The sequence below is a fragment of the Pseudolactococcus reticulitermitis genome, from assembly GCF_002260845.1.
Taxonomy (GTDB): Bacteria; Bacillota; Bacilli; order Lactobacillales; family Streptococcaceae; genus Pseudolactococcus; species Pseudolactococcus reticulitermitis.
This window is the reverse complement of the sequence record NZ_BEDT01000003.1, coordinates 1-22,499: the sequence shown is the minus strand read 5'-3', so window position 1 is coordinate 22,499 and position 22,499 is coordinate 1. Positions and strand designations below refer to the sequence as shown.

At 42.4% G+C, this 22,499-nt stretch carries 24 protein-coding genes and 1 tRNA gene; 24 read left to right on the top strand and 1 reads right to left on the bottom strand.

All coding sequences use genetic code 11. The features are described 5' to 3' along the window. Positions 1 to 16: 16 nt before the first annotated feature. The 20 genes from rplI to rbfA all read left to right on the top strand — a co-directional run bounded on the left by rplI (position 17) and on the right by rbfA (position 16,780). A complete protein-coding gene (rplI, locus tag RsY01_RS06250; RefSeq protein WP_094784703.1) occupies positions 17 to 469 on the top strand; it encodes a 50S ribosomal protein L9 in 453 nt (150 codons plus the stop codon). After that, positions 470 to 1,831 carry a replicative DNA helicase gene (gene dnaB, locus RsY01_RS06245; protein WP_094784702.1) on the top strand — a complete coding sequence of 454 codons (1,362 nt, stop codon included), beginning with the start codon at positions 470 to 472 and terminating at the stop codon, positions 1,829 to 1,831. A 100-nt stretch (positions 1,832 to 1,931) separates the two neighbouring features. Continuing rightward, positions 1,932 to 2,180 carry a Veg family protein gene (locus RsY01_RS06240; RefSeq protein ID WP_061775112.1) on the top strand — a complete coding sequence of 83 codons (249 nt, stop codon included), beginning with the start codon at positions 1,932 to 1,934 and terminating at the stop codon, positions 2,178 to 2,180. Positions 2,181 to 2,222: 42 nt separating this feature from the next. Then, on the top strand, positions 2,223 to 3,023 hold the full coding sequence (locus tag RsY01_RS06235) for a phosphotransferase family protein (protein ID WP_094784701.1): 801 nt from the start codon (positions 2,223 to 2,225) through the stop codon (positions 3,021 to 3,023). Positions 3,024 to 3,116: 93 nt separating this feature from the next. Further along, positions 3,117 to 3,758, top strand: a complete 642-nt coding sequence (gene trmB, locus RsY01_RS06230) for a tRNA (guanosine(46)-N7)-methyltransferase TrmB (protein ID WP_094784700.1) — start codon at positions 3,117 to 3,119, stop codon at positions 3,756 to 3,758. 1 nt (position 3,759) lies between these two features. Continuing rightward, positions 3,760 to 4,212 carry a transcriptional regulator NrdR gene (nrdR, locus tag RsY01_RS06225; RefSeq protein WP_094784699.1) on the top strand — a complete coding sequence of 151 codons (453 nt, stop codon included), beginning with the start codon at positions 3,760 to 3,762 and terminating at the stop codon, positions 4,210 to 4,212. A 130-nt stretch (positions 4,213 to 4,342) separates the two neighbouring features. Further along, a complete protein-coding gene (locus tag RsY01_RS06220) occupies positions 4,343 to 5,527 on the top strand; it encodes a replication initiation and membrane attachment family protein (protein ID WP_094784698.1) in 1,185 nt (394 codons plus the stop codon). Between the two features lies 1 nt (position 5,528). Then, positions 5,529 to 6,416, top strand: a complete 888-nt coding sequence (gene dnaI / locus RsY01_RS06215) for a primosomal protein DnaI (protein ID WP_094784697.1) — start codon at positions 5,529 to 5,531, stop codon at positions 6,414 to 6,416. Beyond that, positions 6,409 to 7,128, top strand: a complete 720-nt coding sequence (locus RsY01_RS06210; RefSeq protein ID WP_094784696.1) for an NADPH-dependent oxidoreductase — start codon at positions 6,409 to 6,411, stop codon at positions 7,126 to 7,128. Before dnaI ends, RsY01_RS06210 begins: the two co-directional genes overlap by 8 nt. A gap of 21 nt (positions 7,129 to 7,149) precedes the next feature. Then, entirely contained in the window at positions 7,150 to 7,914 is a 765-nt protein-coding gene (locus RsY01_RS06205) for a DpnI domain-containing protein (RefSeq protein WP_369688801.1), read from the top strand. A 60-nt stretch (positions 7,915 to 7,974) separates the two neighbouring features. Then, a complete protein-coding gene (locus RsY01_RS06200) occupies positions 7,975 to 8,412 on the top strand; it encodes a DpnD/PcfM family protein (RefSeq protein ID WP_094784694.1) in 438 nt (145 codons plus the stop codon). A gap of 136 nt (positions 8,413 to 8,548) precedes the next feature. After that, positions 8,549 to 9,859 carry a ribosome biogenesis GTPase Der gene (der, locus tag RsY01_RS06195; RefSeq protein WP_094784693.1) on the top strand — a complete coding sequence of 437 codons (1,311 nt, stop codon included), beginning with the start codon at positions 8,549 to 8,551 and terminating at the stop codon, positions 9,857 to 9,859. A gap of 4 nt (positions 9,860 to 9,863) precedes the next feature. After that, on the top strand, positions 9,864 to 10,304 hold the full coding sequence (locus RsY01_RS06190; protein WP_094784692.1) for a cupin domain-containing protein: 441 nt from the start codon (positions 9,864 to 9,866) through the stop codon (positions 10,302 to 10,304). Positions 10,305 to 10,534: 230 nt separating this feature from the next. Continuing rightward, positions 10,535 to 11,008 (top strand): ribosome maturation factor RimP, encoded by a 474-nt coding sequence (rimP, locus tag RsY01_RS06185; protein ID WP_094784691.1) that lies wholly within the window; start codon positions 10,535 to 10,537, stop codon positions 11,006 to 11,008. A gap of 45 nt (positions 11,009 to 11,053) precedes the next feature. Continuing rightward, a complete protein-coding gene (gene nusA / locus RsY01_RS06180; protein ID WP_094784690.1) occupies positions 11,054 to 12,151 on the top strand; it encodes a transcription termination factor NusA in 1,098 nt (365 codons plus the stop codon). Between the two features lie 33 nt (positions 12,152 to 12,184). Continuing rightward, positions 12,185 to 12,508, top strand: a complete 324-nt coding sequence (rnpM, locus tag RsY01_RS06175; RefSeq protein WP_094784955.1) for an RNase P modulator RnpM — start codon at positions 12,185 to 12,187, stop codon at positions 12,506 to 12,508. Between the two features lie 9 nt (positions 12,509 to 12,517). Beyond that, positions 12,518 to 12,835, top strand: coding sequence for a YlxQ-related RNA-binding protein (locus RsY01_RS06170; RefSeq protein WP_061775314.1), 318 nt, complete (start codon positions 12,518 to 12,520; stop codon positions 12,833 to 12,835). Positions 12,836 to 13,006: 171 nt separating this feature from the next. After that, on the top strand, positions 13,007 to 15,679 hold the full coding sequence (infB, locus tag RsY01_RS06165; RefSeq protein ID WP_094784689.1) for a translation initiation factor IF-2: 2,673 nt from the start codon (positions 13,007 to 13,009) through the stop codon (positions 15,677 to 15,679). Beyond that, complete coding sequence (locus tag RsY01_RS06160; protein WP_167373237.1) at positions 15,654 to 16,307, top strand: pentapeptide repeat-containing protein; 654 nt, start codon at positions 15,654 to 15,656, stop codon at positions 16,305 to 16,307. Before infB ends, RsY01_RS06160 begins: the two co-directional genes overlap by 26 nt. A 122-nt stretch (positions 16,308 to 16,429) precedes the next feature. Continuing rightward, complete coding sequence (gene rbfA / locus RsY01_RS06155) at positions 16,430 to 16,780, top strand: 30S ribosome-binding factor RbfA (protein ID WP_061775316.1); 351 nt, start codon at positions 16,430 to 16,432, stop codon at positions 16,778 to 16,780. Between the two features lie 15 nt (positions 16,781 to 16,795). On the opposite strand, the gene RsY01_RS06150 is transcribed toward rbfA, so the two are convergent. Further along, positions 16,796 to 17,695, bottom strand: a complete 900-nt coding sequence (locus RsY01_RS06150; RefSeq protein ID WP_094784687.1) for a diacylglycerol/lipid kinase family protein — start codon at positions 17,693 to 17,695, stop codon at positions 16,796 to 16,798. A 157-nt stretch (positions 17,696 to 17,852) separates the two neighbouring features. On the opposite strand from RsY01_RS06150, the gene RsY01_RS06145 reads away from it, so the two are divergent. The 4 genes from RsY01_RS06145 (at position 17,853) to RsY01_RS06130 (ending at position 22,282) form a co-directional block, all read left to right on the top strand. Continuing rightward, positions 17,853 to 19,184 (top strand): MATE family efflux transporter, encoded by a 1,332-nt coding sequence (locus tag RsY01_RS06145; RefSeq protein ID WP_094784686.1) that lies wholly within the window; start codon positions 17,853 to 17,855, stop codon positions 19,182 to 19,184. Further along, a complete protein-coding gene (gene ligA / locus RsY01_RS06140; protein ID WP_094784685.1) occupies positions 19,141 to 21,108 on the top strand; it encodes an NAD-dependent DNA ligase LigA in 1,968 nt (655 codons plus the stop codon). The genes RsY01_RS06145 and ligA overlap by 44 nt, the downstream gene beginning before the upstream one ends. Further along, the gene (locus RsY01_RS06135) at positions 21,105 to 22,112 is read left to right on the top strand and encodes a diacylglycerol kinase (protein ID WP_094784684.1); all 1,008 of its coding nucleotides are present in this window, start codon (positions 21,105 to 21,107) and stop codon (positions 22,110 to 22,112) included. Before ligA ends, RsY01_RS06135 begins: the two co-directional genes overlap by 4 nt. A gap of 82 nt (positions 22,113 to 22,194) precedes the next feature. Beyond that, positions 22,195 to 22,282, top strand: a tRNA-Ser gene (locus RsY01_RS06130). The last annotated feature ends 217 nt before the right edge of the window (positions 22,283 to 22,499 follow it).

The window sequence follows — 22,499 nt, the reverse complement described above, 5'->3', positions numbered from 1 at the left end:
ATAAAGGAGAACTAAAATGAAAGTCATTTTTTTACAAGATGTTAAGGGCAAAGGTAAACGCGGAGAAGTCAAAGAAGTGCCGACGGGCTTTGCGCAAAACTTTTTAATCAAGAAAAATCTAGCCAAAGAAGCAACTGGCAAAGCCATGGCTGAACTGAAAGGTCAAGTCAAGGCTGAGCAGAAAGCAGAAGCTGAAATCTTGGCAGAAGCGCAAGCGCTCAAAGCAGAACTTGAAAAAGAGACAACGATTGTTGAAGTCAAAGAAAAAGTTGGGGCAGATGGGCGTCTTTTTGGTGCTATCAACTCGAAAAAAATCGCAGATGCGCTCAACGCTCAGTTTAATCTTAAACTAGACAAGCATAAAATTCAATTAGAATACCCGCTCAAAGCGATTGGCTTGAAAGATGTGCCAGTCAAATTGCACAAAGATGTGACGGCAACGATTCGCGTTAAAATTTCGGAGAAGTAAATGGCAGATATTGATGTGCTCAAGGCACCGCCTCAAGATTTAGCAGCTGAGCAGGCTGTCCTTGGGGCGATTTTCCTTGATAGTGACCGCCTGATTGAAGTATCAGAATACGTCACAGCAGATGATTTTTATAAGACATCGCATAAGATTATTTTTCGCATTATGCTGCGTTTGCAAGACGACCGCAGTCCGATTGATGTCCTGACCGTCCACTCTCTTTTGGAAAATCAAGGCGATTTAGAGACAATCGGCGGGATTTCCTATATCGCTGAATTGGCAACGAGTACGCCAACGGCTGCCCATGCTGTTTTCTATGCCAAAATTGTCGCTGAAAAATCTTTATTACGTAAGCTCATCAGCCAATTAACGAATTCAGTTGAACGGGCCTATTCTCAGGAAGATGCTGCAGACGATATTATCGCCGAGGCTGAAAAAGGCATCGTTGCCGTCACAGAAGGGCGGACGCGGTCAGGATTTCGTAAAATTTCGGAAATCATTGATACCAATTACGATGAAATCGAGCGTTTATCCAAGCTGAAATCAACGGTGACAGGGATTTCGACAGGTTTTCCGTCTCTGGATGCGAAAACGACAGGTCTCCATGAGGGCGAGCTGATTATCCTTGCCGCCCGCCCCGCCATGGGGAAAACTGCTTTCGCACTGAACATTGCCTCAAATATCGGCAAGCTCGGGCAAACGGTTGCCATTTTCTCACTGGAAATGGGGGCAGAAAGTCTGGTTAATCGGATGGTTTCGTCAGAGGGGTTAATTGATGCCCATGCTTTGCGGACAGGTAAGTTGACCGATGACGACTGGAGTAATTTGATCATTGCACAAGGCGCCTTGGCGGATAGAAGTATTTACGTGGATGATTCGCCCGGGATTAAAATCACAGAGATTCGCGCCAGATCACGAAAATTAGCCCAAGAGCAAGGCAATCTCGGCTTGATTTTAATTGACTATTTGCAGTTGATTTCTGGAACGGGCAAGGAAAACCGCCAACAAGAAGTCTCAGAAATTTCACGGCAATTAAAAGTCCTAGCCAAAGAATTAAAAGTCCCTGTGATTGCGCTCAGTCAGCTCAGCCGTGGCGTTGAGCAACGTGAAGACAAACGCCCTAAATTATCAGACTTGCGTGAGTCAGGCTCTATCGAGCAGGATGCGGATATTGTCGCCTTTATTCATCGTGAGGCTTATTATCAAAATGCTAATGATCCCGAAGTCGAAATTGATAATAAGGCTGAGATTATTTTTGCCAAGAATCGGTCGGGAGAAACGGGTACTGCTGAACTCATGTGGGTCGGTCAATATACCAAGTTCACCAGCCTTGACTCAAATCATGAGCCAAGTCAAGGCTCCTAAAATCAAGTGTAGATTTTAGGAGACCTTTCATGTTATAATAGAAATACTGTAAAAGTTCACCTATTGGTGAACCTAGGAAATCAAAGAAACGAGAGCGATAATGGATAGTCAAGAAGTTGGAAAAATCATTGAAATTAAAAAAGAAGTAGCCTCACACTTAGGTGAAGATGTTGATATTACAGACCACTACGGTCGTAAACGTGAAAATCGTCATAAAGTGACCTTGACAGAAGTTTTTGACACGCATTTTGTCGTTGAGAAAACATTGCCACGTGGTCAAAAAATCGTTGAATCTTATATGTATGCGGACATTTTAACGCAGTCGATGTTGATTCATTATAAAGGGTAAGACAGTCAAGTGATATCAGAAAGAAAGGAGGGGGCTATCAGCATGATGCAAGGCAACGAAGCGGATTGGCATTACGTGCCACTTAATAATTCATTTGGTCAGAGTGTGAATAACGTTTTTTATGCGACTTTTGGGAGCCAAAAGGCATTTGTCAAAGTCAATGCTAGCCCTCTTCTGGCATCCATTTCACAAGTGGGTTTGACGCCAAAAATCATCTGGACCAAGCGCAATAGCAATGGCGATATGTTGACGGCACAATCTTGGGTTGACGGCGTCGTTCTTGCGGCAACTGAGATGGGCGATATGCAGGTTAATCAAACGCTCGCTACCCTCCATCACAGCAAAATGCTGGTAGAAGCTTTCAAAAAATTCGGCAACGATGTGACCACACCGAGACAATTGGTAGATAAATTACATCGGCACGCCCATAGAAGTTTGATTCAGAATTCTTACTTGTTGCATGCTCTAACAGAATTACGAGACGCGACACCTAGGTTCGACGCGCAACATGCCGTTGTCGTGCATGGTGATGTGAACCATCACAACTGGTTGAAAAATGACCATAGTGGTAAGATTTACTTAGTCGATTGGGATACGGTTGCTTTATCTGACGCCTTTGTCGATGTCGCCCATCTCTTGAGCCACTACATTGCTCCAAGTCAATGGCGGGAATGGTTAGAGTACTCAGGTTATCGGGTGGATGAAGAAACTTTTGTTAAAATAAAATGGTATGGGACGTTATCGTTTTTAAAACAAATCAACGAAAATTTATGGTCTGATAATTTACAGGCTGCGAATTTAGAAATTCTAGGTTTGCGAAATTTTTGCGACATTTTCAAATAATGTATGGGGAGACTAGCGTCTCCTTGTTTCAGTTAAAGGGAAATGTTTTTAAAGCTTACAAAAAAGCGTGTTAAATAAACATAGGAGTAAAAAATGCGAGTGAGAAATCGGAAAGGTGCGCCAGAGATGATGGCGGCCAATACCCAATATGTGGTTGAAAATCCGGAAAGATTTAAAGGGAAATGGGCGGAGAAATTTGGCAATCATCATCCCATTCATATCGAAGTTGGGTCAGGAAAAGGGGCTTTTATCACAGGCATGGCTGAACGTCATCCAGAGATTAACTATATCGCCATTGATATGCAGTTGACAGTTTTATCTTACGCTTTGGATAAGGTGTTAGAACTGAATTTGCCCAATGTGCAACTCTTGCATGTTGACGGCAGTAGCCTAACCAATTATTTTGCGGCTGGTGAAGTCGATTTAGTCTATCTGAACTTTTCAGATCCCTGGCCTAAAACGCGTCATGAAAAACGTCGTTTGACTTATAAAGATTTTCTGAAAACCTACGAGACCATTTTGGTGCCACATGGGCAAGTCCATTTTAAAACGGATAATCGTGGTTTGTTTGAATATTCACTCGCATCGATGAGTCAATATGGCATGACCTTGCAACAAGTGTGGTTGGATTTACATGCAGATACAACATTTGCCGAAAAAAATGTGATGACAGAATACGAGGCGAAATTCTCCTCAAAAGGTCAAGTGATTTACCGTGTGGAGGCACAGTTTTAATATGAAATGTCCTAAATGTCAATCAGAAGAATCAAAAGTCGTCGATAGTCGTCAGGCTGAAAATGCCATCAGACGTCGCCGTGAATGCGAAAATTGTGGTAATCGATTTACCACCTTTGAACGTATCGAAGAAATGCCCTTGTTAGTTATCAAAAAAGATGACACCCGCGAAATTTTCAACCGGGATAAAATCATCACAGGCATTGTTCGCAGTGCCCGCAAACGTCCAGTTTCTTCTGAGTCAATCGAAAAAGCGGTGGAGCGTGTTGAGCGCAAGGTGAGAATGCTGGCTGAAAATGAAGTGCGTTCGGAAACCATTGGTGAATTCGTCATGGAAGAATTGGCAGAGCTTGATGAGATTACCTATGTGCGTTTTGCCAGTGTTTATCGCAGTTTCAAAGACGTCAGCGATCTCGAAGATCTCTTGCGCAACATTACTAAAAAGAATAAGTAGATGAAAAGGTGGTAATGTGTGTTTAGCACCTAGAAAAAAATAGAAAATCAGAGGTTCGGTGCGTGCGCCGATTCTATGATGTATCTTTTTCCTAGGTGTTGCGCATTATAAACTGGATTGAGGAAAAAATATGCGACCGATTGATAAATTCACAGTCAAAAACGCTGACAAAACCAGCTTTGATGCCGGTGTTTTTGTCATGTTCTACCAACCGATTATTGGGCGGAATGGTTTCGCCCTTTATCAACTTTTACGTGCCTTTCCAACTCAAAAAGGTCGCTTGTCGGATTTGCTCAATCATCTGGATTATGGTTTGAATGATTTGATGAATGGATTTGACTTATTGTCAGCCTTACATCTACTAGACATCTATGACAATCATGGCGAGCTGATCCTAGATTTGCAGAGCCATTTGACCCCGGAGCTGTTTCTGGAAGATGGGCTTTACAAGCAATTGCTAACGGACAAAATCGGGCTACCTGCACTTGAAAAATTAGCAAGAGAAAGCGACTTTTCAGGTCAGAAAATCTCTAAAAAGTTTTCAGATGTCTACCGTGTGGCGGAAGTGCCTGAAACACCAGTCGTGTCAGTGCCGACAGATACGAAATTAGACTTAGCGGCTTTCAAAACAGCCATGCAAGATCAAGGCGTCCAGTTTGATGATGAAACCAAGGACACGTTAGCGCTTTATGCCCTAGCAGATAAATTTGACTTGGATTGGTATAAACTCTTTAAAATCGCTGAAACGACGAAAAATGCGGATCAAACGCTGAACACAGCTAATATATCTCGCCATTTAATCGCGCAAAATCAAAAACAGCCACGTTTACTCGATTTTTCAAAAGCTGAACAGGGCTTAATCAGAACAGCCAAGTCTGAAAAGCCAGAAGCCTTGTTAACGCAAATCAAAAAACGCCGATTTGATGGTCATCCAACCCAAAAAGAAAAACAATTACTTGTCCGACTTTCCCGTGATGGCGTGCTACCCGAAATCCAAAATATGCTAATCATCTATTTCTTGGAAATTCGGGGCTATTCGAATGTTTCAGACTATCTAGAAGAGCAGGCGAACCGCTGGAAGAAAGACCAGGTGACCTCAGCCGAGCTCGCAGTTAGGTGGCTAGCGACTTATCAGCGTAAACAGACGGAGAAAGCGACAGCTCAGGCGAAACCTCAGCAAAAAGCCGCACCCGTTGGGAGTAAAACACCGGATTGGTATGACCCTGATTATAAAAATGAAACCAGCAGGGATCAGCAGGCTGAGCTAGAAAAAATCAGACGTCAAGCACTTGAAAAAATGAATGGTGGTGAATAAGATGGCAATGGAATCAATAGCAGATGCGATGGCAAATCGTTTAGACGTCAAAAAATATCAGGAATTGACGGCTAAAATATTGGATAATTCTGAAATTCAGACCTTTATTCAAGACAACGCGTTTGAACCTGCTCAAGTCACGAAATCTCTATCAAAATTTAACGAATATCTAAAAGAAAAAGCTAAATTTGTCGCAGGTGAACCGACTAAAATCGCAGGCTATGAGCCAATTCTTTTTAATAATGAAGGCTTTGCAGATGTGACCTATCGTGCCACAGCAGCAACCCTAGCTAAAGAGGCTGAAATTAGTAAAAAACGTCGCGTGAAATTAATCGGTATGCCGAAAGATTTTGCTAACGTGACATGGGATGACGTCCTGTTGGACGATGCCAATCGCGTTGCGGCTTATCAAGCGGTCGCTGATTTTATCGCTGATTATCCCAACCAAAATGGGGTCTATCTTTATGGCAAATTTGGTGTTGGTAAGAGCTTTATGATGGCTGCTATGGCCAATAAATTGGCAGAGAAGGGGATTTCGACTAGCTTGATTCACTATCCGTCTTTTATCTCTGACAATACTGGTTTTGATGAGTTAAAGTGGCAAGCCAATGAGATTAAAAAAGTCCAAGTTTTAGTCTTGGACGACATTGGTGCCGAAAGCAATAACGACTGGATTCGCGATAATATTTTGCAAGTGATTTTGCAGTATCGGATGCAGGAAAATTTACCGACTTTCTTCACGTCTAATTTGACCATGGATGAGCTTGAAGCGCGACTTGCCATGACTAAAAAAGGCGACGAGACTTGGCCTGCTAAGCGGGTCATGGAGCGTGTCCGCAAGCTGTCAAAAGAGTTTCGGTTGGAGGGAGAGAATCGGCGCAATGGTTAATGAGACGATTAAACTCATGTTAGAGCATGCCTCTGTCAGGAATTTTACAGCAGAAAAAATCCCCGCTGCCACATTGAAAACGATAATTGAGGCAGGACGCGCAGCGTCGACCTGGAAAAATTTCCAGTCTTATTCGATTATCAATGTGCAGACGGATGAGACCAAAAGCAAAATTTTTGACTTACAACCCCAGAAGTCAATTAAGCAGGCGTCTCATTTTCTAGTGTTTGTTGGCGATTTAAATCGAGCTGAAAAAGCCACGAAATTGCACACAGACCAATTTTTCCCAGAAGGTACTGAGAATCTCTTGATTTCATCTGTTGATGCCAGTTTAGCGGCGCAAAATACCCTCTTAGCTGCGGAAAGTTTGGGCTACGGCGGTGTGATTGTGGGGCTGATTCGAGATCAAGCTGCTGAGATTTCGAATCTTTTGCATTTGCCAGACTACACCTATCCTCTATTTGGTCTAGCCTTGGGTGTGCCTGCTCGCCAAAATGACGTCAAACCACGCTTGCCTTATGAAGCAGTTGTCTTTGATGAACGTTATCAAGAGCAAACAATAAAAGTCATTGAAGATTATGACCGCTTACAAGCTGAATTTGCTGGGGCACGTCGTCTTTCTAGCGATTGGAGTGAGCGCATCGCCACACAATTCGGAGTGCCGTCACAAACAGCGACGCTTGAGAATTTGCAGGATAAGAAGTTGATGTGAGAGTTTAGAAAATAAGGTGTTATTATAGAACTAATACTGGAGAATAGCCAAAGTCAATATAAAAGTAAATCTCAGCAAGCCAGAGTGATGACTGAAAATTGGGCACAAAAAAATTTGTACTGTCCAATTTGTGGGAATGATTATATCAATCATTTTGAGAACAATCGCCCGGTTGCTGATTTTTATTGTCCCATTTGCCAATCTGAGTTTGAATTGAAAAGTAAAGAGAATCAATTAATTTTACCTAAAAAGATTGTCAATGGTGCTTATGATACCTTAATTAAACGAATTTCAGATACGAATAATCCAGATTTATTGTATTTGACACATAAAAATTTTCAAGTTCAAAATTTGATTTTAATTCCGAAATTCTTTTTTACTGAAACGATTATTGAAAAGAGAAAGCCACTTGCTGATACGGCTAGACGTGCTGGTTGGGTTGGTAGTAATATTGAGATTCAAAAAGTACCAGAAATTGGCAAAATTCATTTGATTAAGAATCAAAGAATCATTGATAAGCAAACTGTGCTGTCAATTTACCGAAAAGCTAAACCACTTGATACCAGAAACTTGGATAGTCGTGGCTGGTTGCTTGACACTTTATTTTTCGTTGAGAAGTTGAATCAAGAGTTTACGTTGAAACAGATGTATGCTTTTGAAGAAGTATTGGCTAAACTGCATCCTAATAATCAAAATGTTAAGGCAAAGATTCGTCAACAGTTGCAACAGTTGCGTGACAAAGGGTTTATTTCTTTTGATGGGCATGGTAGATATTCTAAAATTTGACTTGACAACTGCTAATCTTTGATCAATAATAAAGATCATTAAAGTTAGGAGATATTTCAAATGAAGAAGTTTAATGTTGAAATTACAGAGACTTTGCAACGGACGATTGAAGTTTTGGCTGAGGATGAGTGTGATGCGATTGATGATGTTGCGCACGGTTATAAAACAGGTGAAATCATTTTGAGTGATGAGTTGACAGATGTTAATTTTGACTTGTTTGAAAATAATATTGCTAAGATTAATGATGAGAGAGAGTTTTACGAAAATATTCTACAAATTTTATCTTATCTATGGAAAGACGAATTAAAACATTTTGAAGAGATGAATGTCTGTTTGGACGAGATAAAAGAGGTTTATAATCTAGATACTGAAATTAACATTGATAATATCAGTGAAGTTGCTTATCTTTTTGAAGACCATATGTTTATAAAGATAGCTAAGTCTAGACTGTTCTTGAAAAAATATTACAAAGATTTACCTAAAAATTTACTATATTGACCTAAGAAAAGAGGTTATTCTCAAAATAGCTGCTTATTTTTTATTCCCAACTAGAAATACTCAAATTTATGTTATACTTAGACTTGAGTGCTTAGCAAGTGGAAAAGCACGGCAATACAAAGGAGAAAAGAAAATAATGGCATTACCTACAGTAGCAATCGTCGGTCGACCAAATGTTGGCAAATCGACAATTTTTAATAGAATCGCGGGCGAACGCATTTCGATCGTCGAAGATACACCCGGCGTGACGCGTGACCGGATTTATACGACCAGCGAATGGCTCAATAAAAAATTCGCCATGATTGACACGGGCGGTATCGAAATGGCGGATACGCCTTTCATGGCACAAATCAAGGCGCAAGCTGAGATTGCTATGGATGAGGCTGATGTCATCGTTTTCGTCGTTGACGGTGAGAATGGTGTGACGGATGCAGACGAATATGTGGCACAAATTCTCTACAAAACAGAGACACCTGTCATTCTCGTTGTCAATAAAATCGACAATCCTGAGCGCCGTATGGAAATTTTCGATTTTTACAGCCTCGGGTTAGGCGAACCCTATCCTGTTTCTGCGGTTCATGGGATTGGGACTGGTGATGTCCTCGATGCGATTATCGACAACCTACCAGTTGAAACGGAAGAAGAAAACCCAGACATCATCAAGTTCTCACTGATTGGTCGTCCAAACGTCGGCAAATCAAGCCTGATTAACGCCATTTTAGGTGAAGACCGCGTGATTGCAAGTCCGATTGCCGGTACAACGCGTGATGCCATCGACACCAACTTCACGGATGAAGAGGGCCAAGAGTTCACCATGATTGACACCGCAGGCATGCGCAAGCGGGGAAAAGTCTACGAATCGACTGAGAAATATTCAGTCATGCGTGCCATGCGCGCCATTGACCGCTCGGACGTTGTCCTCATGGTGTTAAACGCCGAAGAGGGTATCCGAGAGTACGATAAAAGGATTGCTGGCTTTGCCCATGAGGCGGGGCGTGGGATGATCATCGTTGTCAACAAATGGGATACCATTGACAAAGACAACAAAACCCTTCAAAAATGGGAAGAAAAAATTCGTGATGAGTTCCAATACCTGAGCTATGCACCGATTATTTTCGTTTCAGCTGAAACCAAACAACGTTTGAATAAATTACCTGACCTGATTAAATCAGTCAGCCAAGCCCAAAATATGCGGATTTCATCTGCTGTGCTTAACGATGTCATCATGGATGCCATTGCCATTAATCCAACGCCAACCGATAAGGGTCGCCGGCTCAAGATTTTCTATGCGACCCAAGTGGCGATTAAACCGCCGACCTTTGTCGTCTTTGTCAATGAAGAAGAACTCATGCACTTCTCATACGCTCGAATGCTAGAAAATCAAATTCGTAAAGCTTTCGTTTTTGAGGGGACACCGATTCATTTGATTGCCCGTAAACGGAAGTAAGATTATGACACTTGAAAATGCCCCTATTGATATCACAAGACAGGCATCAGCTATATCCGTAACAAAATCAAGTGGTACTCAGGTTGACTATTACCTCTATCCTGAGTTTGAAATCCATGCCAATACACTCCCTGCTGGCGTTGTCCAAGATTGGCACAAGCATGTTGAACTTGACGAAAATATCATCGTAACTTCTGGTGAGATTACGGTTGAGTACATGGATAATGGACATGTGGCTAGTCAAACAGTCCAAGAAAAGGATGTTTTGCGTGTCAAACAAAGTATTCATCGCCTGTCAAACCAATCGGCTAAACCTGCGCAATTTATCGTCTTTCGCTTTATCCCAACGGGTCAAAATCAGTCAGAGCGAATAAAGCAGGATAAAGTTGACTGTGACAAAATGATGGCTCACTATGCTAATGATGAAAACAGCAGTCTAAATTAAAAAAAGTCATAAATTTGCATTCTGCCAAAATTATGCTATAATGTTTTTATAGAACAAAGAAAGGAGCGCTCACATCGGGCGCTCCTGTTGTTTGAATTTTAATAAATGATCTTAGGGTTATAATAGAAAGGCTTTGAGCGGACATCTTTCGCGAATGCCCCGCTTGGACGGAGCGAAAGCAGAGGTCAAGGTTCAAGATTTTTTGAAGAAAAATCGTAGAAAGGAATTTTATGTCTACAACTATCACAGAAGTTGTGTTGGCACATCTCGAAGGTCTCTTACCTGAGCCTTTTGAGTTAGTGGATGTCGAATGGACGAAAATGGGTGCAGATCAGGTTTTATCTGTCCTTGTTGACAAGCCTGACGGGATTACACTCCAAGACACAGCTGATTTATCAGAAATCATCAGTCCAGAATTGGACAAGATTTCACCGGATCCTTTTCCCTCGGAATACATGCTTGAGGTAGCCAGCCCTGGTGCTGAGCGTCCGCTTAAAAAAGCAGCTGATTTCGACCAGCATATCGGTGCCTATGTTTTCGTCAAGCTTTACCAAAAAGTTGCGGGCGAAAAAGAATTTGTCGGCGATTTAGTCGCTTTTGACGGCAATCTGATTACCCTCAATTATCTGGATAAAACACGCCAGAAAACAGTTGAACTTGAATTATCAAACATTGCCAAAGCACGGACGCAAGTCAAACTATAAACTTAGAACGAACGTACTTAAAATTAAAAAGAAAGTTGGAGAGACATGAGTAAGGAAATGCAAGCTGCATTCACCCTTTTGGAGGAAGAAAAAGGCATCTCGCCTGAAGTTGTGATTGGCGCAATTGCTGAGGCTTTAACAGCAGCTTACAAAAAGCAATACAATCAATCACAAAACGTCACGATTGAGTATAACGATGCGAAAGGTGACTTTATCGTCTACTCAACGCGTGAAGTTGTCGATGAAGTTTTTGATAGCCGTTTGGAAATGAGTCTTGACGACGCCCTCGCGCTCAACCCGCACTATCAAATCGGCGATAAAATCCGTTTCGAAGAAAAACCAAAAGATTTTGCACGGACAGCAGCTAACGCAGCGAAACAAGTCATTATGAATAAAATGCGTGAAGAATCACACACGATTATCTATAATGAATTCAAACGCTATGAAAATGAAATCATCCAAGGCACGGTAGAGCGTGTGGATGATCGTGCGATTTTTATCAATCTGGGTAAAGTTGATAGCATGCTCGGTAAACGCGATCAAATTCCAGGCGAACGGTATCAGATTGGCGACAAAATCAAGGTTTATGTTTCAGCTGTTGAACAGTCGAAAAAAGGCCCAATCGTTTACGTCAGCCGCACACATCCTGACTTGCTCAAACGCATGTTTGAAAAAGAAATTCCAGAAGTTTACGATGGCACGGTTGAAATCGTCAGTATTGCGCGTGAAGCGGGTGATCGTGCGAAAGTCATTGTTAAATCTAACGATGCCAATGTTGATGCGATTGGCACAATCGTTGGCCCACGTGGTTCACGCATTCGGACTTTGGTTGATGAATTGCATGGCGAAAACATGGACATCATCGAATGGAACGAAGACCGTGCGACCTTGATTAAAAACGCCTTGAAACCCGCACAGGTGACAGATGTTATCATCGACGAAGAGACGGGTGAAACTGTGGTCGTCGTACCAGATGACCAGTTATCATTGGCAATCGGTAAACGTGGACAAAACGTTCGTTTGGCAGCCCATGTGACCAATAACAAAATTGACATCAAGTCTCAAACAAAATTTGATCAAGAAGCTGCAGATGTTGTAGCAGAAGAACTTGAAGCAGATTTTGCTGACGAAGTGCTTGACTAAACTGATGGATACAGGAGAGGAGTGGTCACCAAGGTGAAGATCAAAAAAATTCCTTTACGAAAATCTGTCGTCTCAAACACACAATTTCCCAAAAAAGAACTGTTGCGAATCGTCTATAATAAAGCAGGCGAAATCAGTATTGACCCAACAGGAAAAGCAGCTGGTCGCGGGGCTTATATCGCCATCAAAAATGACGAAGCCCAGCAAGCTAAGCAAAAACGGGTTTTTGACCGCGTGTTTCAGACGCAGATTGCGGATCATTTTTATGACGAGTTAATCCTTTACGTCGATCATCAGGTCGAACGTGAAAAATTAGCAACGGTGACCTATTCGATAGATGAGGCACCAGAAATTTAAGGCTAAACGATGACTGAAATAACAGATTTCAATAAAACAAAACTGGCGAATTCCCTAGGAATGGCCAAGAAAGCCGGAAAGATTGTGACAGGTGAAGAACTTGTCATCAAATCGATTCAGGCAGACCGAGCAAGATTAGTGTTCGTTGCCCATGACGGCGCCGCCAATCTTGTCAAACGGATTACTGATAAAACAACCTATTATGAAATTCCCATGCTAGACATCTTTTCTGCGGCCGAACTTTCCCACGCTATTGGTAGCGACCGGAAAGTCATCGCTGTTCAAGATAAAGGATTTGCCAAGAAGATGGAGAGTCTTATGAAATAAGAATAAAAAGGTGATAATGAGCGTTTAGCGCCGTATGAAAATAGAAAATCACAAAGTGCTCCTGCGATTACTCGTCGCAAGAAAACTTTCTGCGCTTGCGCAGGTTCTGGGATTTATCTTTTTCACTAGGGGCTGCTCATTGTGAACCGGATTAAGAAGGAGGACATGACCATGTCTGAAAAAAAACGTATTAACCAAATTGCTAAAGAGAGCGGCTTAACCAATAAAGAACTTGTCGATCACGCCCAAAAAATCGGTTTACCCGTTAAATCGCATAGCTCAAGCATCGATGCTGAACAAACGAAACAACTGTTAAGTTCCTTTAAAGCTGCGGGTAATGGTAGCAACCACACGAAACCTGCCCAGGCTACGCCGAAAGCAAGTGCAGAGCCGAAAACTCAGAATCGTGTGATTATGTCTGGCGGTAAAAAAGTCGTGACTGAAACAGAAACAGGTAACCGTCCGATTGTCGTTGGCGGCAAAAAAGTCTTGTCAGATGAGGAAGTGTCGAGTGGCCGTGTCATCTCAGTGGGTGGCAAAACAGTTACGCCTGCACCAGTACCAAAAGCTGAGCCGCAACAAGCTGCACCTGCTAAACAGGACAAGGTCGTCCAAAAGCCTGCACAACCTGTGACAGCAAAACATGACGAAAACAAAGCTGACAGTAAATCAGAAAAGAAAGCAGATAGAAAAGTAGAAACGACAACTAAAACGGCAGCACCTAAGAAGCTAGAACGTCCTGCTAACGGTGGGATTAAAGTCATCAAGCGTGCAGAAGATATCAAACCGAAAAATGGTGGCATCAAAGTCATTCAACGTGCTGCTGATGTAGCGCCAGCAAGTCAAGGTAATGCCAACGCTAACCGCAATAAAAACAAGAAAAATCGCAATAACAATAATGCACAAGGTCAAAATAACCAAGGTGGCGGTAATCGTCAAGGCGGCCCATTACGTGTCAATGATAACCGGAACCAAGTTCGGAATGCCCGTAATTCCAACTGGAACAGCAATAAGAAGAAAAAAGGCAAACGTGGGGGTCAACAAGTTGCGCCACAACCAGTGGTTCAACGTAAATTCCATGAACTGCCTGAAAGTCTTGTCTATACTGAGGGCATGACCATCGCAGATTTGGCAAAACGTTTGAAACGTGAGCCAGCTGAGCTGGTCAAAAAATTGTTCATGATGGGGATCATGACCACGCAAAACCAATCTTTGGATAGCGATACGATTGAACTCTTGCTCTTAGACTACGGTGTGACACCTGAGAAAAAAGTCGAAGAAGATAAGACAGATATCGAACGTCTCTTTATCGAAGACGGCTATCTTAACGAAGATGAACTTGTTGAGCGTCCACCAGTTGTGACGATTATGGGGCACGTTGACCATGGTAAAACGACGCTTTTGGATACACTTCGTAATTCTCGTGTGACAAGTGGCGAGGCTGGTGGTATCACACAGCATATCGGTGCCTACCAAATCGAAGAAAGTGGCAAAAAAATCACTTTCTTGGACACACCAGGGCATGAGGCCTTCACCAGCATGCGTGCGCGTGGTGCGTCTGTCACAGATATCACAATCCTTGTCGTGGCAGCTGACGACGGCGTGATGCCACAAACCGTTGAAGCCATCAACCACTCAAAAGCAGCGGGCGTGCCAATCATCGTTGCCATTAACAAAATCGATAAACCAGGTGCTAACCCCCAACGCGTGATTCAAGAGCTTGCTGAACATGGGATCATGAGTCAAGCATGGGGTGGCGAATCTGAATTCGTTGAGATTTCAGCCAAATTCAACACCAATATCGATGCCTTGTTAGAAACGGTGCTCTTGGTTGCAGAAATCCAAGAACTCAAAGCTGACCCAACAGTTAAAGCCATCGGTACGGTTGTCGAAGCCCGTCTTGATAAAGGGAAAGGTGCGATCGCAACCCTCCTTGTCCAACAAGGAACGCTGCATCAACAAGACCCAATCGTCGTCGGCAATACCTTCGGACGTGTCCGTGCCATGGTCAATGACCTTGGCCGTCGTGAAAAATCAGCTGGCCCATCAAGTCCAGTTGAAATCACAGGTTTGAATGACGTGCCACAAGCGGGTGACCATTTTGCCGTCTTTGAAGACGAAAAAACTGCTCGCTCAGTTGGTGAAGAACGTGCCAAACGTGCCCTCTTGAACCAACGTAACAACACTCATCGTGTTAGCCTTGAAAACCTCTTTGATACGCTTAAAGAAGGTCAAATCAAATCAGTCAACGTGATTATCAAAGCTGATGTTCAAGGTTCCGCAGAAGCATTGGCAGCATCATTGCAAAAAATTGAAGTGGAAGGCGTTAAAGTCGACATCGTTCACAGTGCCGTTGGTGCGATTAATGAGTCAGATGTTTCGCTCGCAGAAGCAGCCAACGCTGTGATTATTGGTTTTAATGTTCGGCCAACACCACTTGCGCGCGTCCAAGCTGAAACTGATGCTGTTGAAATTCGTCTCCACAGCATCATCTATAAAGTGATTGAAGAAGTTGAAACAGCCATGAAAGGCATGCTTGACCCAGAATTTGAAGAAAAAGTTATCGGGGAAGCAGTTGTTCGTGAAACTTTCACGGTTTCAAAAGTCGGTACCATTGCCGGATTTATGGTCTTGTCAGGCTCAGTTAAACGTGATGCCAGCGTCCGTGTCATTCGTGATGGTATCGTTATCGCAGATGGCAACTTGTCATCTCTGAAACACTTTAAAGACGACGTCAAAGAAGTCAGAAAAGGTAATGAGGGTGGTCTCATGATTGATGGCTACAACGATATTGCCATTGATGATACCTTTGAAGTCTATGAAATGGTTGAGATTAAACGTTAAAATGGCGATTTTGAACCCCAAAATATCAGCAGATTTACCCGTCTCAAATGACTTGATTTTGGCAGAAGAAGCTTATTTTGATGGACATCACTATAAAGATAGCAAAGCAGACCGTTCCTTTTGCGAACGCGTCTGCTTTCGTCAATCTATTTTCACAAATTGTGATTTTTCAGGTGTTGATTTTGCCAGTTTCGAATGTTTAGATGTTGTTTTTAACCATTGTGACTTGTCTAATGTTGTATGGTTATCAGGCGTATTTCATCGCGTAGAATTCAACAATTGTCGGATGACAGGTGCTAATTTTGCTGAAAGTGTCTTGCATAATTATGTGTTTAACAATGCTTTGTTAAACTATAGCTCGTTCAACTTTGCAAAATTTAAAAATGTCCTGTTTCAAGAATCGCCTATGCAAGACAGTGAATTTACAGAAGTGACTTATACCAATTTACAGTTTCAGTCTTGTGAGTTGACAGCATCCAATTGGGCACAGACACCCATGAATCAGCTCGATTTTTCGAATTCGACATTTGAACACTTAACCTACAGTTTAGAACGTATCAAGGGATTGAAAGTCAATCCCAGTCAAGCACTGACTTTAGCGACATCTTTAGGCATTCGCATTGTTTAACATTGTAAAAAAATAGAAAGCCTTTGAGCGGACGAAGTTCGCAAATGACCCCGCTTGGACGGAGCGAAAGCGGGGGTCAAGTTTCGAGCTTTTGCGTAGAAAAAGCGAAGAAAGGAGAAACCATGTCAAATACACATCGCAGCGACCGTGTCGCGGTTGAGCTCATGCGTGAAATTAATGATATTTTGCGTCTGAAAATTCGCGACCCACGTGTGCAGGCAGTCAATATTTCTGATGTCCAAATCACGGGTGACCTCAGCCAAGCGACGGTTTATTATAGCTTGTTATCTGATCTCGCATCAGATAATGAAAAAGCTAGAATTGGCCTTAAAAAGGCGACTGGCGCCATTAAAAGTGAATTGGCTAAGCGCATGACGCTTTATAAAATTCCAGATTTGACTTTTGCAAAAGATGAATCTGTTGCCTATGGTGGTAAGATTGATGAACTCTTGCGCAATTTGAATCAAGATTAAAGAAAAAACGAACGATTATTTCAAAATCGTTCGTTTTTCTGTTGTCACGCGTAAGGTCTGATGGGCTTGGAGCTGGTGAACTTCACCATCAATTTGCACGGGCTGGTCGCTAGAAATTTTTAGTTCAAAGGATTGGTCAACTAGATGGTTGACATGTTTATTAGACAAATGCTTGGCTTTCAGTACTTTTGGAATGAGGGCGAAAATACCCAGGAGGTTAAAACGGTCTACTTCAACCAAATGAATATCCGCATCCATGAGATTGGCATCAGGCGCTAGTGGCACACCGCCACCAAAAAAGGGGTGTTTAGTTAAAGTAAAAAGAAACGTTTTGTCAAATGTCGTACCATTTACCGTCACTTGGAAAGGTTTCTTGAACAAAATAATCTTTAAAGCACTGAACAAATAAGCGAGTTGCCCTAATTTTAGGGTATTCAGAACACCTTTTGTGACACTTTGGTTGGCAGCAGCAACAATCGCCGCGTCAAGCCCAATCCCGAAATTATTTGTTGCAATCCCTGATAAATCCTCAGACTCATATTTCAAGACATAAATCGTTTGGGGTGTCGCCTTGTGAATATTGTCAAATGTCTCAATCGTCTGTTGTAGTGACACGTCAAGACCTCTGGCGAAATCATTGCCAGAACCAGCAGGAATGTAAGAGAAAGCCTGATCTGCCGGTAAAGTGTTGACAGCGAGCGAAATCGTCCCATCACCACCGATAATGACGATGCGATCCTCTGCGCTTTTTTGTGCCAAAATATCTGTCATCAACTGATATTCATCAAGCGGCTGCTGCGTGTTAAAGAGATGATAAGTTATCTGTTCTTGTGTCAAATAAGCCGTCAGCTTATCCGTTACCTGCTGCCCATGTCCATGGCCTGCATGGGGATTCGCTAAAATGTAATAATCCATACCTTTTATTTTACCAAAAAAAAGCCACAGATGTTGAGAAAGGCTTAAAAATTAGGTATAATAAAAGTTAGAATAGTCTAATAATAAGACATTGAACCAGTTAAATCACGAAATAGAAGAAACCGTGTCGCACGGTTTTTAATTTAGAAGGTCTTCCATGAAAGAAAATACGCGTCGCCTGATCGATTATTCCCTCCCCGCTGTGTTTGAAAATATCCTGCAAACGAGTGTCGGGTTTGTGGATAGCATCTTGATTGCCAAAATTTCACTTGTTGCCGTGTCTGCGGTCAGCCTCGTCAACGGTGTCATGGCGGTCTATCAAGCAGTCTTTATTGCCTTGGCCGTTGCTGTAGCGACTGTCGTCTCCAATGCTGCAGGCGCCAAAGCGAAGACAGAAATTTCAGAAAACGTCAGGCAAGCCATAGCCCTATCTTTGGTTATTGGACTGTTCTTATCGCTTTTGTCCCTAGTTTTAGCACATCCGATTTTACGGGCGATGGGGGCAAGCGGCACGATTTTACAGCAAGGCATCATTTTTTTCAGAGTTGTCGCTGGTACGAGTGTTCTCCTTGTTTTGATGACCGTGTTAGGTCAGCTCATCCGAACGGCAGGTCAGACGAGAATGCCATTAACCATTAACCTCATTGTTAATATTTTAAATTTTTGTCTGGATGTTATCCTGATTTTCGGCTTATTTGGCTTGCCAAAACTTGGCATTCTGGGTGCTGGCATTGGCACCGCACTTTCGAGGTTGATTGGTGTGGGCTTGCTTTTTCATAAACTACAAAAAACCTCACATCGTCTGAAAGGATCGATAATCCGTCGTAAAAGTCAGCTTTTCAAGACAGAAATTGTCAAAAGAGCCCTTCCGATAATGGGAGAGCGCTTGATGATGCGACTTGGTGATATTGTGATTTTTATCATCATCATTGCCTATGGCAGCAAAGTTTTTGCTGGTAATGCCATTGGCGAGACGATTACCGCTTATAATTATCTGCCGGCCTTTGGTTTCGCAACAGGCGCAAGTATTTTAATTGCGCGAGCTTACGGGGCAAAAGACAGTTTAGAAATACGGACGTTGACCAAAAAATCCTTTGTCATGACAGCGATGATTAGTAGCCTTGTCGGTGGTATGATTTTTGTCTGCTCAAGTTTTATTTTGAATTTCTTTACCTACGATGCAGTAGCCGTTTCAGCGGCACATGTTGTTATTTTGATTTCATTTGTCAGTGAGCCAGTCGTTGCTGGTGTGATTATCTATACGGCTGCCTTGCAAGCCATGGGAGACGCTAAAACACCATTTTATGCGACGATGTTTGGCATGTGGGTCATTCGCATAGGTCTTGCTTGGCTTTTCGGAACAGCTTTTGGTATGGGAATTTGGGGCGTGTGGATTGCCACGGTTTTAGATAATATTTTCCGATTTTTTGTGTTAAAATTAGTGTATGAACGTCGAATCAAAAATCAAAACATTAACCGAACAACTTAACCACTATGCGCATGCTTATTATACTTTAGACAACCCCATTGTTGAAGATGCTGAGTATGACCGACTGTACCGTGAACTTGTGGCATTAGAAACTGAAAATCCTAATCTCGTTCGAGCAGATTCGCCGACACATCGTACCGGCGATGTCGTCCTATCAGGCTTTAAAAAGTACACCCACGACTATCAGCTCTATAGCTTGCAAGACGCTTTCTCGAAAGAGGAGTTAGAGGCCTTTGACACGCGTGTGCGAAAAGAAATTCCTGATCCTGAATACATCTGCGAACTCAAAATTGACGGTCTTTCCTTGTCTCTTGTTTATGTCAATGGTGTTCTGGAGACAGCGGCGACACGTGGCGATGGCAGTATCGGAGAGGATATTACAGAGCAGGTCAAACGGATCAAAGATGTGCCTTTAGTCTTGAGCGAGCCGATTGATATTGTGGTTCGAGGCGAGGCTTACTTACCCCGTCGTAATTTCCAAAAATTAAATTTAGAACGTGAAGAAGAAGGTCTGCCGTCATTTGCCAATCCGCGCAATGCCGCAGCAGGTACTTTACGACAACTCGACACGAAAGTCGTTGCCAAACGAGGTCTTGCAACATTCCTCTATCAAGAAGCAAGTCCAGCAACCAATGACACGCAAGAAGAAGTCCTAGAGTATTTTGAAAAATTAGGGCTTGTCGTCAATGATCAGCGGGCTTTTGCGACCGATATAACTGAAATTTGGAACTTTATCGAAAAAGTAGCTGCACTTCGTGATGCGTTGCCTTATGACATAGATGGCGTTGTCATCAAGGTCAATCAATTAGCCCAGCAAGATGTCCTAGGCTTTACTGTGAAATTTCCAAAATGGGCAATTGCTTACAAGTTTCCAGCTGAATTAGCTGAAACAGAAATTTTGAGTGTCGATTGGACGGTTGGTCGAACAGGTGTTGTGACACCAACTGCTAATATGACACCCGTCTTATTAGCTCAGACGACTGTTGCGCGGGCAACCCTACACAATGTCGACTATATCAAGGAAAAAGATATCCGCTTGGGAGATAAAGTTGTCATTTATAAGGCTGGCGATATCATCCCAGCTGTTCAACGTGTCCTGTTGGATAAACGACCGTCAGCTTCTGTTTCACTTGATATTCCGAAATATTGCCCAGAATGTGGCTCAGATTTACTGCATTTTGAGGATGAGGTTGCCTTGCGTTGTGTCAATCCGCTTTGTCCGGCTCAAATTCGAGAAAAATTAATTCACTTTGCTAGTCGTGGTGCCATGAATATCACAGGACTTGGGATTGCCGTTGTGACGCAGCTGTTTGAGAAACAATTGATTACTGATGTCGCTGATTTGTATCAACTCACAGTAGATGATTTGCTAAAATTAGATAAAGTCAAAGAAAAATCAGCTGAAAAACTCTATCAAGCCATCCAAGCGTCCAAAGAAAATTCGGTTGAAAAATTGATTTTTGGCTTAGGTATTCGACATGTCGGCTCAAAAGCAGCTAAAATTATCGCTGAAAATTTATCGAATCTGGACAAGATTGCCAAGGCATCTGCTGAGACCTTATCAGCCATCCCAACGATTGGGACAGTCTTGGCTGAAAGTTTGACTAAATATTTTGCACTAGATGGTACAAAAAAACTTTTAATGGAATTACATGCTGCAGGTGTTAATTTTGACTATTTAGGCCCTGTCAAACGGGATGATGCACCATTATCAGGAAAAACAGTCGTTTTAACAGGTAAATTATCACACTTGACAAGAACCGAGGCCAAGGAAAAATTGGAGAGTTTAGGTGCCAATGTCAGCGGCAGTGTTTCTAAAAAAACAGATATTGTGGTTGCGGGTCATGATGCCGGCAGCAAATTGACAAAAGCACAGGACCTCGGCATCGAGATCTGGACGGAAGAGGAGTTAATCAAGCTATGAGAGCAAGACTAATCTACAACCCAACATCTGGGCAAGAAACGATGAAAAAAAACATTGCTGAAATTTTAGATGTGCTAGAAAATTTTGGTCATGAAACTTCTGCTTTTGCGACAACTGCTGAAGCACACTCTGCTAAAAACGAGGCGCGACGTGCAGCAGAAGCTGGCTTTGAATTGATTATTGCGGCCGGTGGTGATGGCACGATTAATGAAGTCGTCAATGGGATTGCACCGCTTGAAAAACGACCAAAATTAGCGATTATTCCTGCCGGAACAACCAATGATTTTGCGCGTGCTTTGAAAATTCCTCGAAATAATCCAGTTGCCGCTGCCAGAATCATTGGCAAAGCGCAGACATTGAACATGGATATCGGCTGTGCGGGAGATGATCATTATTTTATCAATATTGCTGCGGGTGGCTCGCTGACAGAACTGACTTATAGTGTGCCGTCGCAGCTTAAAACAGCTTTTGGTTACTTGGCCTATCTGGCAAAAGGGGCAGAATTATTGCCGCGGGTTAAAGCTGTACCCCTCAAAATTACGCATGATAAGGGTGTTTTTGAAGGCGAAATCTCAATGTTTTTTGCTGCTTTGACCAACTCAGTCGGTGGTTTTGAACAAATCGCACCGGACGCTCAATTGGATGATGGTCTGTTCACACTCATTTTAGTCAAGACAGCTAACTTATTTGAAATGATTCGCCTGATTGGCTTGGTGCTCAATGGTGGCAAACACATTGAAGATAAAAAAATATCGTATATTAAAACGAGTCAGATTAAGATTGAACCTCAGACAAATGATCGGATGATGATTAATCTTGATGGTGAATATGGCGGCGATGCCCCGATTGTTTTGAAAAACTTTAAAAACCATATTGAAATGTATGCTAATTTAGATGAAATCAGTGATGAAAATTATACAGGCGATGAAGAAGACTTAGAACTTGAAGCAGTCGTCAGCAAGTTTTCAGAAGCAGTCGAAAAAACGCACGACCTTGACGCATAATTTGGAACCATGGCGTAGGCGTTTTGCAGCGGTGTTATAGCAAGCAATGTTATAAAAAATTTTCAATTGAAAATTTTTATATGGAAAGTTACCCAAGTGGCTTAAGGGGACGCCTTGGAAAGGCGTTAGACGTAGAAATGCGTGCGCGGGTTCGAATCCCGTGCTTTCCTTGACATAGGTGAAAAAATTTACTTCAACAATACCTTGCACCCAGTCTAAATGACAGGGTGTTTTTTTGTAGAACAAAACTCACCAAAACTTCTTAATATAGTCCATAATCTTCTTCTTGATGCGATATTTCTGATTACGGTCAATCTTTTCGCCTCTCCTGAGCGCATCGAATAGGGTAATCTCCTCAGGCGTTAAAAGCAGATGAATCTCCTGACA